Genomic DNA, 15,051 nt, shown 5'->3' with positions numbered 1-15,051 from the left:
ATATTTGGCTAGACGTTGTCTAAAATCACTAATACTATTATCACTATTGATGTATCCCGCAAATGTTACCATGTCTCAATGCCTCCCCCAATCAGTATTAAACCGTTTCGATGAGCAATGGTATTTAAAAAGGTACCCCGATGTTGCCAAAGCTGGTGTTGATGCTGCAGAGCATTTCTTACATTACGGATGGAGTGAAGGTCGCTGGCCTGCTGGGTTTGGTGTGTTGGAGGTGGATGACGAAATCTGGGCTGAGCAAGAGCCCGAAAAATGTGAGATCCAACTTCAAAACATAATTCAATTGCAGTCCAGTCCTCAGTCCGGTCTTGCCGCTTGGTTCTTGTGTCGTTGGCTTGCGAGTTGGGGGCGGTGGGCAGAAGCGGTATATTTTTTACCCACTTTGCTGGATGACCAAGAAGCTTTGTCATTAATAAAGCATCAGGGCCCATTTTTACTTGCTTTTAGCACTTATTGGAACCTCAAACAGTATAAAAATCTAACTTCCTTGTTCGAATCTCCTCACTGGATAGATACAGATGATAAAACACTAGCAAGGTCAATGTTGGATGATGGAGCTATCAGAATTGAGCGGATCAATAAGGTATTTCATTCTAATGGGTTGGCTGGTATTGCAGTTAATAAAAAAGCCTCTTTGGATGACATACGCCCAGCCCCAAAGATTGAAGGCGCTGGGCGTCTTCTCTTTACTCCGACAGTCTCCATAATAATCCCATGCTTTAACGCCGAAAAAACCTTGGCGACAGCTTTAAGAAGTCTATGTGAACAAACCTATAGAAAAATTGAAGTCATCCTCGTAAACGATGCTTCAACAGATAACACTTTTGAAGTAATTCAGCAGTTTATGGCAAAAGATAACCGTATTCGGTATATCGAGCTGCCTCACAATAGAGGTGCATATGAAGCTAGGAATGTGGGCCTATCGAAGGCTAAAGGCAGTTTAATAACCACCCACGACGCTGACGATTGGTCACACCCTGAAAAGATAGCTCTACAGGTAAAAGCGCTTAGATATAATAGGAAAGCTATTGCGTGTCTATCCCATTGGGTTAGGTGTGATAGTGAACTGAATTTTAAGCGCTGGCGAATAGAAGATGGTTGGATACATAGAAATATGTCGAGTTTGATGTTTCGCCGCAAGGTTCACAGAAAACTTGGCTTTTGGGATAACGTATCGGTAAATGCAGACACTGAGTTTCTTTATCGAATTATTCAAACCTTTGGTAATGCAAGGGTGATTGATGTTAAGCCTGGTGTGCCTCTGGCATTTGGCCGTGTAGAGCCGGGCTCGCTTACTCAAACCGGCGCAACCCATATTAGTACTCAATTTTGTGGCTTAAGAAAGGAGTACATGGATGCTGCCCATGCTTGGCACAACAATAGCAGGCATCTGTACATGCCAAAATCAGGCAAACGCAAATTTAAAGTGCCACCTTTAATGTGTCGAGGAAGCGACGAAATTCAAAGGGACAATTTAAAGGCGTGGCTCGAGAGGTCAGGTCTATTCGACAGTGAGTGGTACCGCTTAATGTATCCAGATGTTGCTCAAGCTAAGATCCCACCACTAAATCATTTTGTTAACCACGGTGTTGATGAAGGGCGGGAGCCTGTACCTCAGTTTTGCCTTTCTGCTTTTGCTTTCAAGAATGGCTTGAACAATTATGATGCATTATGCCTATTGGCATCACAGAACACTTTGCCGCAGGAATGTATAGCAGTATCTGGTGAAATGAAGGTGAAAATAGGAAAGCCACATATATTATTGGTTGGACATTTAGCTCAAAAAGAACTTTTCGGCGCTGAAAGAAGCTTCCTGGATAGCATTAGAATGCTAAGTAATTTTGATTTTAACCTTCACGTTCTCTTACCTAGTGCAGAAAACAACAATTATTTAAATAGCATAAGGGCATGTTCCGTTGGAGTGTATTTCTTACCATTACCCTGGTGGCGATTGGGAAGGAAAGTTTCTTTACAAACAGTAGATAAAATCAAAGAACTTATTGCAAAGACTAAAGCGGAAGTAGTTTACTCAAATACGATAACCCTTTGGGAACCTTTAGTCGCAGCGAAAGAAAAAAGGGTGAAATCTGTTGTTCATATTAGAGAGCTTCCCGGTCAAGATAAGGATTTGTGTGAAAGGCTAGGAGGAAATCCCCAAGAAATATTGCAGCATGTGATTTCTATCGCAGACCATTACATTGCAAACTCAAGCACCACAGCTAGCTACTACAGTATTCCTGACGTTACTGATACTGTTCCAAATGCGGTTGATTTAAGATGTTATTCACAAGAGAAAAAGCAGTTTAATACTCGTTTTTCGGCGGTGATGATAAGCAGTAACATTAAGAAGAAAGGTATTGAGGACTTATATGAAATAGCTAAACTATCAGAAGCTGCTGATATACCGATAGATTTCATTGTCTGTGGCCCAAAAACAGAATTGCTTAGTTCTCTGAGTAATCAATACAATTTACAAAATTTGAGTTATGAAGGCTATGTTGAAAATATCCCCTCTATATTGGAGTCTGCTGATATTCTTTTGACTCTATCTCATTTCCCTGAATCATTTGGTAGAACTGTTGCAGAAGCTATGGCCGCTGGATGCGTTGTGGTTGGGTACGACAGTGGAGCTGTTTCCGAGTTAGTAGATCATAGTCGAGGCGTACTGATTGGAGACCGTGATGTAGTGCAAGTTTTTGAAAAGCTATCCTGGCTGGTCAGTCGAACAGCAGTAATGCAAGAGTTATCAAACAACGCCAAACACTATATCCACCAAAACTACTCTTATACTGCGATTGGAAACAAGTTGTGTTCAGTGTTTGAACAGTTGGTTCGCACAGGGTAGTGGTAGGCATCCAAAAATCTCATTATGGCACGTAACATTTCTTTTCTGGCAATGATAGACTTAGCGGACGGGAGAGTCGTAGTCTACTCCAGTCAAACAAACGCAGTAAGATGGGTTGCAGATTTACATGGAAAACAAAAAAAATAGATTAAAAGTTGTTACCCAAAGTTCGGAAGACACACTTTTTGAATGCTTGAAAAGTCAATTGCCTATCGAATATGTGAACGATATAGATGAATTAAACATCGCATTACTAGATGAGAAAGCTGAGGTTGTTTTTGTTTACAGAACATTGTTTGAATATGTTTGTAGCGGCTTGAACAATCAGCAAAAATTGTCAGTTTCTGTGAATAACTGGAAGCGATTTTCGAAGTTACTGGTTGATTATTACAAACATAATCGAGGGAGTTTTTTAGTTACCAATACTTTAGACATTAAGTTAAATCCTGAAGGTTTTTTTAAACTGCTGAATATAAAAAAAGTAACACTCCCTGAATGTCAGCCATCTCCCGAAAGCATATTGTTAGCAAAGCATATAATTTCTTCAGATCCCGAGTTTCTTAAACTTAATCAGTACTTGGAAGCGATATCAACGCCCCTCGGCCCTAATATTTTCGATACCAATCTTAGCTTGGAAGATGTTGATGCAATTGTTGATTCCCGAGTCAGCACGTTCAAAGAATTAAATGACAAAATCAACAGTCAAAATGCAATTATCCAAGACCTGTCTTTTCGTATAAACGTGAACGAACAGGAACTGGCTCAATTGGATTCGCAACTTGTTGATGCATTTAACGCTATTAATGATAGTGATATGTTGCAAAAGAATTTCGCTATGCTTGCAAAGGTCGCAGAACGCAAACTAAATACGTTAAGTGAGAAGTTGGAAGCGGTCGAGTTTGAGAAGCGGAAGTATAGAAGGCAAAGAGATAGGTTGGAGAAGCGCTTAACTGCCTCTTCAAATGATATTGAGCAGACGAAAAGGGCACTCAACAAGACCAATAAGTCCCTGGAGCAGCAAAAACAAGAAGCAGATAAACTTTCTCACGTAATGAGCGAAGAGAGGAAGAAGTATGTGATTTCGACTAAGGTTTTGACAAGAGAGAAACAAAAACTAGAAGCTGCTTTAAACGAGCAGATGAAAGAGAACAGTAAGATGCTCGCAGAGTTCACTCTTTTGCAAAAAGAAATAGAGTATGTAAAAAATAGTAAGTTATGGGCAGCAAATCAGTTTGTACAAAAGGCCAAGAATAAGATTGCAAAAAAAGCAGGTAGAGAAGCGACTGAATACGATATTTCGCTGATTGCGACTAGCGAGTATTTCGACATTCGATGGTACCTGGAAACATATCCTGATGTTGCATGTTCTGACATTCATCCTGCGGCACACTACTTAACCTATGGTTTTGCTGAAGGCAGGCTGCCTAGCCCGGCCTTTGATGGCAACTGGTATTTATCGAGATATTCCGACGTAGCCGAATCGGGTATTAATCCATTGCTTCATTTCATCAAGTATGGAAAATCCGAAGGGCGGGTGGCATCTCCCAAAATGCTTTCTTCTCGATAACAAAGTGCTTAATAAGCGCCTTCTTCTCAGCTATGCAAATTTTAGGAAAATAACATGGACTCATTAAGCGGGAGCACTCTGGTATGGATTGGAGCGGGTAGCGTTATCAATCCACATTTGCAATTTGATCAGTTTGAGCACATTTATCTTATCGAGGCCAACCCGGAATTTTACGAAAACCTTGTTGATAAGTTTGAGCATAATGAAAAGGTCAATATTCTAAATGCTCTGATTGCTGATAAGGAGGGGGACAAATTATTTTCCTTAGCGAACTTACCCGAGTTATCAGCGAGTTCTCAGTTTAATCAGGTTAAAGAGCACTATCCCGGTATTCGAGTTCTTCAAGAAGAAAGGATAAGTGCTAACACTCTGGATAATTTACTACGGAAGATTGGGCCGAATAAAAAGAAAAAAAATACGTTAATTATCGATTTATTTTACGATGTGGTCTCAATTTTACAATCAGTTGAAGAAGGGCTGCTTTCCAATTATTTTGACGAAGTTATTGTTCTGGAAACAAGTATTCCTTATTTCATATCAAGTAATTCCGGCACTGAAATCAGGGATTTGATGACATCTAAGGGATATATGAAGGCTGTAAGAAATGAGCTTGAGAAAGGAGTTTACTATCAGAGTTATATGGTTAACCCATTACTTGATGAATTGAAGCAATTAAAGAGTATTTCACAGAGGCTTGAAAAAGACTTTTGTGAAGCGCAGGCGAAGCTTGCCGAGAAAGATAAGATGGTTAAAAGTTCGTCTGAGGAGATAGCCAAGCTTCTTGAAATAACGGCTTGCATGGAAAATGAAAATCAAGAGCTTCGCGCACAGTTATCAGAGAATGAGAAATCGTATGATGAGCTATCTAGCTTGCTCAACGAGAGTACAAACAAAATAGTTTCCCTAGAGAAAGTGGTCAGTGCTCAGCATAGCGAAATACAAAATGCTGTACAGAACACTGAAGCCGCTCTTGAAAAAGTAGAAGAACTGAAAACGGATGGCAATGCCAAACAGACTGAGTTAGATGACAAGTCGAGGCTCCTTGCTGAGAGCGAAATCCGAGAGAATCATCTAAAAGAAAAATGTCTATCTCTCATCCAGCAAGTGGACAACGCTCACAAGGAAACAGAAGCCGCTCGTTCAAAGATAGATGAACTGCAAAAATACTGCGAGACCAAAGAGGTTGAGTTGGAAGATAAGTCAAAATGGCTTAGTGAACACGAAAAGTGGAACAGCGCTTTGAAGCAGGAAGTTGAAAATCTTAAAGCAGAGATTCAGTCGTTGAAACATGAATTGGACAGAGAAAATAGCAGGAGTACTAAAATTGAGAATGGAGTTCAAGAGCAGCGTTTCAGAAACGACAAATTGAATATTGAGTTAGAGAAGTTCGACGCTCAATTGGTGTTACTCACACAATTCGTCAAAGGATAAGTATGAGTAGTGAAAAACTCGGGTCATCAGTAATACATTTCGAAGCATTTGAATTAACTGCTGAACAGCAGGTAGTGGCGAGTGAAATGATAGATGCATGGCTTAGTTATTCCCTGGATATTGATGTTAAGTCTTGCCAGACAGTGGTAAAAAAATCAGAAAATGCCGCATTGTTAACGCTGCTGGGGTTGATAGCTGTCCACCAGGGGATGATAGAAGAGGGGACACAATTTATTGATGATGCGAGAAAGGTGGCTGGTAGTGCGCGTTTGATAGGTAACTTGTTGATGTCAGGAACTTATCGCACCCTGGCAAATGGATGCTTGCTTCAAAAAAAGAAAGCTGAGGCCAGAAAGCATTTTAAAAGCAGCTTAATATTGTTGAACGCGCTTGATGCTCAAAACCTTGGTAAAAATTTTGTGAACTCAAAATGTCGTTTGGGATTGCTGGAAGATGGCTGCCTTGATTTGGAGAGGCGTTTTGTTGAAGCGTTGGTTGGCCTTGACCCTGATTCAGACTTACACAGTGCAATTACTGTGATGCACAGTGAGCTTGAACTGTTAAAACACGAATTACTCATTGCCCAACAGAAATCCCAACTTTATAAACTCGTTGATGAAGACCAGGCCCAGTTGGATTTTTCCAATACAAACTCCTTTAAAATCGCACTTGAAAAAGTTTCTCCGTCACAGTTGGGCCAGGACTTATGGGTGTTAGAAAAACACAAGTTCAAACGGGATGGATTTTTCATTGAGTTTGGGGCAACGGATGGCATCCTATTAAGCAATACATATGTATTGGAGAAATATTTCGGTTGGGCAGGGCTTTGTGCTGAGCCTAACCCCAGGTTCTTTGAGCAACTAAAAGTGAATCGCAGTTGCACTGTTTCGGAAGAATGTATCGCAGCGACCAGCGGGGAAACAGTAGAATTTATCTTTGCTGATGAGTATGGGGGGATGGCGGCATACGCCGACTCTGACGGCCATGCAGCAAAAAGAAAGGCTTATCAGAGCATAAATGACAAGGTAAGCCTGTCTACCATATCCCTCGCTGATTTCTTAAAGAAATATGAAGCCCCCAGGGAAATAGATTACTTGAGTATAGATACAGAAGGGAGTGAATACGATATACTGCGCGATTTCCCATTCGACGAATGGGACATAAAATGTTTATCTGTGGAACATAATTTTACAAGCGCTCGTGAAAAAATTTTCGCTTTGCTGTCAGGCAAAGGGTATACAAGAATAGAAGCGCAATTTGATGATTGGTATTACAAGGATTAGCTGGGTTTAAAATGCAGTTTTGGAAATTGGTCGGTGAAGCGAGAGAGCTGGCATTAAGTGAGCAACTTGATGCGGCAAAGGAAGTTGTTCAATCTGCAAAAGTGTTAGCGAAACAAGATACGCACAATAAAGAGAAAAAGGTTTCTTTCCTGGAACATTTTTGTTTTTTGCATGAGTTGGAAGACAAGCCAACAAGCGAAGCAGAGCTAAGTGCTGAGCCTATTTGTGATACAACTTCGGGCATAGACCTGGATAGTTATGTTAAGCAGGTAGGAGATGGCACATCATTAGTAACGTGCTGTATGAACAGGAATGAGAACCTAGTAAAGGCCATACCCTCCTGGATTGCCTGTGGTGACATCAATGAAATTGTGATTGTTGACTGGTCTTCGAATGAACCTGTCGACAAATATCTCCAAACGCATGGCATACAGGACCCACGCATCAAAGTGGTTAGAATAGATGACCAACCCCGATGGATTTTGTCTTACGCATTCAACATAGGCTTCCGAGCCGCATCTTACAACAAGATCCTCAAAACAGATGCGGATATTATTGTTTACCCAGAATTTTTTGACAAGAATAGGCTCGGCAAAAAAACATTTATTGCAGGAGACTGGCGGATAGCAGATGAAGGGCAGGAGCATATAAACGGCTTTTTTTATGTACATCGTGAAGACCTAATGAATATCAAAGGTTTTAATGAGTACATAACAACGTACGGATGGGACGATGATGATATATATCACCGCCTTGCTGACTCAGGAATACGGCGAAAAGCAGTAGATGTAAAAACCATTTATCATATCCCACACGAAGATGCGTTACGCATAGGTAGCTTAGGGAAAGATAAAAACCAAATCGACCATCTCGCAGACCTACACTCAACCCCGCGTTTTAAGATTCATACGAACCGCCATATCGCCAGTATAATGCCCGTTTGGAATAGAGACAGAATTTTCCTACCCTGCACAATAGTAGAGAATAAAACAGGCTTTTTGAAGGTTAAAAAGGCCGGTGACAGTATTCATTATGTTCCCCAACATATCAGAGAGCAGGCAGAGTATCTTGCGGAGCTTGAACTGACATCCTGGGTTGCAGGATTAAGAACGTTTGATGTACCTCCACCGGCGCTCAAAAAATTGTTGCAATTCAAGTCTTATCAGGCTGTTGATTTGTTAGACGTAGAGATAGCGAATTATAACTCTGCAGATAATTTCCAATTTTCAAATAACTATGTAGCTATTTATATTCACCCCGATACAGCAAAACAAAACCAGAGAGATATTACGCATTTTTTAGCTAGATTAGCTAATAACTTAAAGGCACATAATGCGGGTTTAGTTGTGCGTTCAGATGCCTACAGAGATATAGAGAACGTAATACCTCTAATCGAAAATACGACGTTCGTGCCAGGCTGGAGAAATATTGGCAATACCTACCTTAGTAACATTGATCAGATCTCGTTGGAAGACGTTCTCGAAAGTAAGATGTGTGTTGAACTGGCTCCCGAATCAGTAGACTTTACCAACACAACTTACCCTTTGTTCCAAGCGTTGAATTTACACCCCGACCATAACAAGTTTTTTGTTGATGCCCAACATGGGCTGGGCAATCGATTGAGAGCGATAGGTAGTGCTGCAGCCATAGCAAAGGCTACGGGCAAGCAGCTTGTGATTGTATGGGAACCCGACCACCACTGTGACTGTCGCTTTGAAGACTTGTTCGCATACGATGGCGAAGTGATTGAGAAATCGTTTTTGGAGCGGGCTAAAGCGGAAGGTGACGTCTTTAACTATATGGAGATTGAAGACGGTGCAGAAAAAGGGAAGCCCATAGAGGTCAGTTCCACCAGATACGTATATGCAAGAGCAGCTTACACATTTGTGCACGAGGCTAGCCACTGGGAAGCTGAGAATGAATTTATCAAGGCCCTCAAACCCTCTCAAATGGTTCAGGAGTTAATTAATCCAATTGATGTTGATGGTTATATTGCCGCACATATTCGTATGGAGGCTGGTAAAGGGTTAGACCATAACACCTATGATTCAGTAGAAAACTGGACACAAGAAGGGCATGACCAGCTCCATTACTGGCGAGAAAAGAGCCACTATTCGGCGTTCATAAAAAGAATAGATGAGTTAATTAAACAAGATAAAGATGCAAAATTATTTGTAGCGACTGATCTTCAGGATACATACGATATTTTCCAACAATACTATGGTGAGCGATTGGTATACCTGAAACGTGATGTATTTGACCGTTCAAAAGAACAAATTATCTACGCTTTAGCCGATGTTATTCTCTTAAGCAAATGCAAAAAGCTATTGGGAAGTACCTGGAGCTCGTTCAGTGAAGCGGCTATGCGTTTATCAGAAACATTTTCAGAAATAGAAATGAGTGGCAGAGATTTTTAATGAAAAAAGTTGGTATTGTTGGTACGCGTGGGCGTATAGATGGATGTTCCTATCTTGATACAGATGAGTTGTTGCATAAGGTCGGGGCAAATACAGGTAACTTACTATTTCAATATGCAGTATGTAATTTAGTAGATGAGGATTATGTTGTTATTGGAGAAGATATTCCCTGGGATATAGAGCTTATTAAAAGAGAGTGCCGCATATTAGTTATTCCCTCTGCTAATTTTGTACGAGAAAATTTTGACTTTACAGGGTTTGTTGATTTTTTAGATAAAACTGGACTCCCGCTTACATTTTTGGGGTTAGGAGCTCAAGCCCACAGTTATGATCAGAAAGAATTTGATTTCCATCCGAGCATAGTAAAGTTATTAAGGTTACTTAACGAAAGGTGTACTAGTGTTTCTTTGCGAGGGGAATTTACCAACAGACTTTTGAAGCAGTATGGTGTTCATAACGGTGTAGTTACAGGATGCCCTACCAATTTCATTAATAGGGATCCTAATTTCACTCAAAAACTAGCTAATAGCTGGGAGAGACCGATCTTTTCGTTTATGGCGACGGGGGACGAGCCGTGGCCTAAAGATCTTGCTAAGAGAGATGCCGAAAGGAAAATGATTGAATGGGTTGCAAAAGGAAATGGTTTGTTTCTTCAGCAGTCTGTCGCTCCATTTATAAAGTACGCTCGTCAGGGGAATCAATATCAAACAGGTTTAATTCCTGAGCATCATGAAAATAGTTTAAAAAATTCTTTAGCCCCCTGGATGTCAAACGAAGAGTTCAGAGCCTTTATTGCTACTAGAATGCGAATCTATTATTGCGTAGATCAATGGTTGGAAGACTCTGCGAGAGTAGATTTTTCCATAGGTCTTAGGTTACATGGAAATATGGCTGCATGGCAGAGCGGTACTCCAGCGATCTGGGTTTACCATGATTCAAGAACAAGAGAACTCGCAGAAACGATGGCACTGCCCCATATTAGTGTAGAGAAATTTTTAAACTGCGACTCTATTGAACACCTGAGATCTTCAGTTGGGTTTTCTAAGGAAATCTATGAAGGTACGCGTCAAACACTCAAGCAGAATTTGATACATGTGCTTGAGAACGCCGGAATAGGACACAATTTAGGGGGTTGATAGTGAAAAAACTGTGTCTAGTAACAAGTTATGGTGGTTCTGGCTCAACTTTTTTAACACACCAATTAATGAAGGCTACAAGTCAATATGAATTTATCCACAGCCATACTATTCCAGTAAGAGGTAAAGTTGGGCTGCCTGTTTTTAATCGATTTACCGGTCACAATGAAGGGCCATTTTCAAAATATTTTTCCCTTCCTGAATCGACAAAAATTGTAATCATCTACCGAGATCCTGCTAAAGCATACAAGTCGCGTTGCTCTTTGAAGCATTATTGCCACATTTGGTCTGAAACAGAAAAGTTTGAAAAGGAACTGGGCCCCGGATTTGATATTGACAATAAGGAATCGAGAAAAAAATTTAATGATTTGTGGAATGATAAAAAGTCTGTTAATCAAGATGTATTGGACTTGATGAGGTTTATGCAAATTTGGCAAGAATTTGCAAATGAGTCACCATATGAAATTGCATTTGTGGAATATGAAAGTCTTCACCAGTGCTCTGCTGAAATTTGTGAATTCTTGGGGATCAAAAATCTAGATTTTAGTGGGTTTAAAATAAGCGATAGATCAGTAGATGAGACATTGCTAAAAGTTTTTCCAATTACTAGTCCATTTTCAAATTTGGCTCCTTTCAAAAGCTTCCCTGCGAAAATTAATTTACCTTCTGATTACGCTGTTCTAAACTTGCAAGTTAAAGCAATTATATTTGTTTGTGATTCATCGGTTCATTTAAGATTGCAGGAGTTGATGGAATTATTTAGCATGATAATCAACGTTAGATTTTTTGTTCAGGAAATTGGAAGTTTTACACAGGAACTACAGGAAGCTGTTTCAGTGGTTGATTTTGTATATAGCCTTTTACTTAGTCCTCACAATTTTTCTGAAGTAGAAACTGTTTGTCTTAATGAGTTAGGGGATGATATTAATTTGGCTCAGGCATACTTGAGTAATTATGTCAGGTGGTTGGGTTATAAATGAAAATAAATTGTGTTGGAAAAGCGCCTATTATCATTAAGCATTTGGGAACAATAATTGATGTTCAAAGCACATTTCATCCTATCAATATTCAGTTTATAGATTTTAATTCAGCTCATAAGAGTGCTCTAGATTTTGCAAGGGATTTGTATAATAAAGGTGCGCGTAAATTCGTATTCGATTGTTCTTTCGAAGGGCCAGCACTGCAAAAAGAAGATGGTAGTTCTGCGCCTTTAGATTTATATTTCCAAGAGTTTTTCAATTCCTGTGCCGAAAGTAAGGTTTTATTTGTAACTCAAAATCTAAATGGAATCGATTTTTTTAATGATAAATACTCTAAGTACAATGGAAGTAGGTCTGTTTGTTATAATTTCATTATCTATTCCTATAAAAATAGGATGGATTTTCTTAAATCGGCTGGTGATAGGAAAAAATTTATAGATAGACTTGGGTTGTACGACGATAGTAAATCAAAAATCTTGTCTCTCAACAATATCGCGAAACCTCATCGACTGGTTTTGTATTCATTATTGAATGAATATTTTAGGGATGATTTGGATTTCGTTTCTTTTCTGGCTAGGAACTTAAGTGTTGATATTTTGGAATCTGCGCTAACGCTTTTGCCAGATGAAGAAATGATTATTAGGCGGCAATTTCAAAATTTATTGGATTTTGGTCCCAAGTATACAAAATTTGAGAAAGATGGAGTTAACCCTAGACAAGAAGGTAGTTTCCCGACTCAACTTTTTTCTAATACACTTTTGTCTTTGGTTACCGAGAGTGAATTTACCAGTGGTTCGGTGCGTCGTGTTACTGAAAAGAGTTTAAAAGCTTTAGCTTGTGGTCATGAGCTTTTGATGGTAGGTAATCCGGGAACAATTAGTTATTTAGAACAGATGGGGTTCGAAATTTCCTCGGCCATTTTCGATAATTCTTATGATTCTATCGTTTGTCCTAAAGGGCGAATAAAATCCATTTCTGAGAATGTTAAAGCTATAGCTGAACTAGATGTCGGTGAGTTAAATAGGCGTGTGAAGAGTCGTACAGAGGATAAAATACATAATATTGATAATTTTTTAGGAAGTTTTCGTGATTTTTCAGAATGCATGAAAAGTGAACTGATTTTTGAAATGAATGAATTAATGGAAAATTAATGAAGAAGGCTCTAATTACCGGTGTAACCGGCCAGGACGGCTCTTATTTAGCCGAATTTTTATTGGAAAAGGGATATGAGGTTCACGGTATTAAGCGTCGTGCCTCTTTGTTTAATACCGAGCGTGTGGATCACATTTATGAAGATCCGCACAACGAAAATCCACAATTTCACCTACATTATGGGGATTTAACGGATACTTCGAACCTTACCCGTATTCTTCAGGAAGTTCAGCCTGACGAAGTATACAACCTCGGTGCCCAATCTCACGTTGCTGTATCGTTTGAATCACCTGAATACACCGCTGATGTGGATGCAATAGGCACATTGCGATTGCTTGAAGCGATTCGCTTTCTAGGGTTGGAAAAGAAAACTCGTTTTTATCAGGCGTCTACCTCCGAGCTTTATGGTCTGGTTCAGGAAATTCCACAGAAGGAAACTACTCCTTTTTATCCCCGTTCTCCATACGCCGTAGCAAAAATGTATGCCTACTGGATTACTGTTAATTACCGTGAATCCTATGGAATGTATGCCTGTAACGGTATTTTGTTTAATCACGAATCACCGCGCCGGGGCGAAACTTTTGTAACCCGAAAAATCACTCGCGGAATTGCGAATATAGCGCAAGGGCTAGAGAAATGTTTGTACCTTGGAAACATGGATGCACTGCGTGACTGGGGCCATGCAAAAGACTATGTGCGTATGCAGTGGATGATGCTACAGCAGGAAACCGCAGAAGATTTTGTAATTGCTACGGGTAAGCAAATTTCCGTGCGTGAGTTCGTGCGTATGAGCTGCAAGGAAGCCGGCATTACGGTTGAATTCAGCGGTGAAGGCGTTGATGAAGTAGCCACCGTTACTGCTGTTGTGGGTGATAATGCACCCGGTGTGAATGTGGGGGACGTTATTGTCAAAGTCGACCCGCGTTATTTCCGCCCTGCAGAGGTAGAAACCTTATTGGGCGACCCTGCAAATGCCAAAGCCAAACTTGGTTGGGTACCTGAAATAACCGTAGAAGAAATGTGCGCCGAAATGGTGGCTTCTGACTTGGAAAAAGCCAAGCAACACGCGTTGCTCAAAAAGCACGGTTACTCAGTTGCAGTTGCTAAAGAATAGTGATGGTCGAGAATTGGTTGTAGGGCCATACATGTGGCCCTTTCTAAGGAGTTGAATATGAAAACCGTATTCGTTGCAGGCCATAGGGGTATGGTAGGTGCAGCATTAGTGAGGCACTTGAAGAGTCGCGACAATGTTATAATTATTACTCGCACTCGAACAGAGCTTGACTTAACCTGTCAATCAGCCGTTAGTGAGTTTTTCTCTCAGAATGAAATTGACGAGGTGTATTTAGCTGCTGCAAAAGTAGGCGGAATACATGCAAATAACTCCTACCCCGCTGAATTCATCTATGAAAATTTGATGATAGAAGCAAATATAATTAATGCAGCTCATGCGAATGATGTACAAAAGCTGTTGTTTTTAGGCTCAAGTTGTATCTACCCCAAGCTCGCTAATCAGCCAATGACCGAGGAGGCTTTGCTTACGGGCAAACTCGAAGCAACTAACGAACCCTATGCTATTGCAAAAATTGCGGGTATTAAGTTGTGTGAAAGTTACAATCGCCAGTACGGTAGAGATTATCGTTCGGTAATGCCTACCAATTTATACGGGCCAAACGATAACTTTCACCCAGAAAACTCACACGTAATCCCGGCATTATTGCGACGTTTTCATGAGGCTGCGCAGCGAGGGGATGCTGAAGTTGTGGCATGGGGCAGTGGCACCCCCATGCGGGAATTCCTTCATGTAGACGACATGGCAGCAGCCAGTGTACATGTGATGGAGTTGGATAAGTCGGTTTATGAGGCTAACACCGAGTCTATGCTTAGCCATATTAACGTAGGCACTGGCGAAGACTGTACAATACGTGAGCTGGTAGAGACGGTTGCAGAAGTTACGGGCTTCAAGGGGAAAATAGTTTGGGATACCACCAAACCCGATGGTACTCCGCGTAAGCTAATGGACGTATCAAGGCTTCACAGCATGGGGTGGAAGCATACCTATAATCTGAAGGATGGCCTAAAGCATGCATTTGACTGGTTTTTAGCGAATCAGAAAAGCTTTCGTAGCTAGTATTTCTGCGAATCGCTTAGTCCAGAGCTTAGCGTAATGCAAATAAGTCCTCCAACATATTTCGGCGGCCTCATTTTTAGAGGTCTTTAAT

10 protein-coding genes are annotated in these 15,051 nt (G+C 40.5%); all 10 read left to right on the top strand.

Features of this window, described 5'->3' with window-relative positions; translation table 11 throughout:
• Positions 1 to 70 precede the first annotated feature (70 nt).
• The 10 genes from DXV75_RS06160 (at position 71) to fcl (ending at position 14,960) form a co-directional block, all read left to right on the top strand.
• Positions 71 to 2,863: a glycosyltransferase gene (locus tag DXV75_RS06160; RefSeq protein WP_115592530.1), complete on the top strand. Its 2,793-nt coding sequence runs from the start codon at positions 71 to 73 to the stop codon at positions 2,861 to 2,863.
• Positions 2,864 to 2,990: 127 nt separating this feature from the next.
• Entirely contained in the window at positions 2,991 to 4,430 is a 1,440-nt protein-coding gene (locus DXV75_RS06155; protein WP_115592529.1) for a hypothetical protein, read from the top strand.
• 54 nt (positions 4,431 to 4,484) lie between these two features.
• Positions 4,485 to 5,861, top strand: coding sequence for a hypothetical protein (locus tag DXV75_RS06150; RefSeq protein WP_115592528.1), 1,377 nt, complete (start codon positions 4,485 to 4,487; stop codon positions 5,859 to 5,861).
• Between the two features lie 2 nt (positions 5,862 to 5,863).
• Complete coding sequence (locus DXV75_RS06145; protein ID WP_115592527.1) at positions 5,864 to 7,144, top strand: FkbM family methyltransferase; 1,281 nt, start codon at positions 5,864 to 5,866, stop codon at positions 7,142 to 7,144.
• An 11-nt stretch (positions 7,145 to 7,155) separates the two neighbouring features.
• A complete protein-coding gene (locus tag DXV75_RS06140) occupies positions 7,156 to 9,561 on the top strand; it encodes a galactosyltransferase-related protein (protein ID WP_115592526.1) in 2,406 nt (801 codons plus the stop codon).
• On the top strand, positions 9,561 to 10,697 hold the full coding sequence (locus tag DXV75_RS06135) for a polysaccharide pyruvyl transferase family protein (RefSeq protein WP_115592525.1): 1,137 nt from the start codon (positions 9,561 to 9,563) through the stop codon (positions 10,695 to 10,697). Before DXV75_RS06140 ends, DXV75_RS06135 begins: the two co-directional genes overlap by 1 nt.
• 2 nt (positions 10,698 to 10,699) lie before the next feature.
• A complete protein-coding gene (locus DXV75_RS06130; RefSeq protein WP_147291803.1) occupies positions 10,700 to 11,677 on the top strand; it encodes a hypothetical protein in 978 nt (325 codons plus the stop codon).
• On the top strand, positions 11,674 to 12,828 hold the full coding sequence (locus DXV75_RS06125; RefSeq protein ID WP_115592523.1) for a hypothetical protein: 1,155 nt from the start codon (positions 11,674 to 11,676) through the stop codon (positions 12,826 to 12,828). The genes DXV75_RS06130 and DXV75_RS06125 overlap by 4 nt, the downstream gene beginning before the upstream one ends.
• Positions 12,828 to 13,943, top strand: coding sequence for a GDP-mannose 4,6-dehydratase (gmd, locus tag DXV75_RS06120; protein ID WP_115592522.1), 1,116 nt, complete (start codon positions 12,828 to 12,830; stop codon positions 13,941 to 13,943). The genes DXV75_RS06125 and gmd overlap by 1 nt, the downstream gene beginning before the upstream one ends.
• 57 nt (positions 13,944 to 14,000) lie before the next feature.
• Complete coding sequence (gene fcl, locus DXV75_RS06115; protein ID WP_281268909.1) at positions 14,001 to 14,960, top strand: GDP-L-fucose synthase; 960 nt, start codon at positions 14,001 to 14,003, stop codon at positions 14,958 to 14,960.
• The last annotated feature ends 91 nt before the right edge of the window (positions 14,961 to 15,051 follow it).

Source organism: Alteromonas aestuariivivens, assembly GCF_003367475.1.
In the GTDB taxonomy this organism is placed as follows: domain Bacteria; phylum Pseudomonadota; class Gammaproteobacteria; order Enterobacterales; family Alteromonadaceae; genus Alteromonas; species Alteromonas aestuariivivens.
Note: the sequence above shows the minus strand (reverse complement) of the source record. Positions and strands in the feature narration are given on the sequence as shown.

What these genes read in the sequence shown, in the direction of transcription:
- DXV75_RS06160 (WP_115592530.1), top strand. Translation starts at nt 71, where the DNA reads ATGTCTCAATGCCTCCCCCAATCAGTATTAAACCGTTTCGATGAGCAA.
- DXV75_RS06155 (WP_115592529.1), top strand. Translation starts at nt 2,991, where the DNA reads ATGGAAAACAAAAAAAATAGATTAAAAGTTGTTACCCAAAGTTCGGAA.
- DXV75_RS06150 (WP_115592528.1), top strand. Translation starts at nt 4,485, where the DNA reads ATGGACTCATTAAGCGGGAGCACTCTGGTATGGATTGGAGCGGGTAGC.
- DXV75_RS06145 (WP_115592527.1), top strand. Translation starts at nt 5,864, where the DNA reads ATGAGTAGTGAAAAACTCGGGTCATCAGTAATACATTTCGAAGCATTT.
- DXV75_RS06140 (WP_115592526.1), top strand. Translation starts at nt 7,156, where the DNA reads ATGCAGTTTTGGAAATTGGTCGGTGAAGCGAGAGAGCTGGCATTAAGT.
- DXV75_RS06135 (WP_115592525.1), top strand. Translation starts at nt 9,561, where the DNA reads ATGAAAAAAGTTGGTATTGTTGGTACGCGTGGGCGTATAGATGGATGT.
- DXV75_RS06125 (WP_115592523.1), top strand. Translation starts at nt 11,674, where the DNA reads ATGAAAATAAATTGTGTTGGAAAAGCGCCTATTATCATTAAGCATTTG.
- gmd (WP_115592522.1), top strand. Translation starts at nt 12,828, where the DNA reads ATGAAGAAGGCTCTAATTACCGGTGTAACCGGCCAGGACGGCTCTTAT.
- fcl (WP_281268909.1), top strand. Translation starts at nt 14,001, where the DNA reads ATGAAAACCGTATTCGTTGCAGGCCATAGGGGTATGGTAGGTGCAGCA.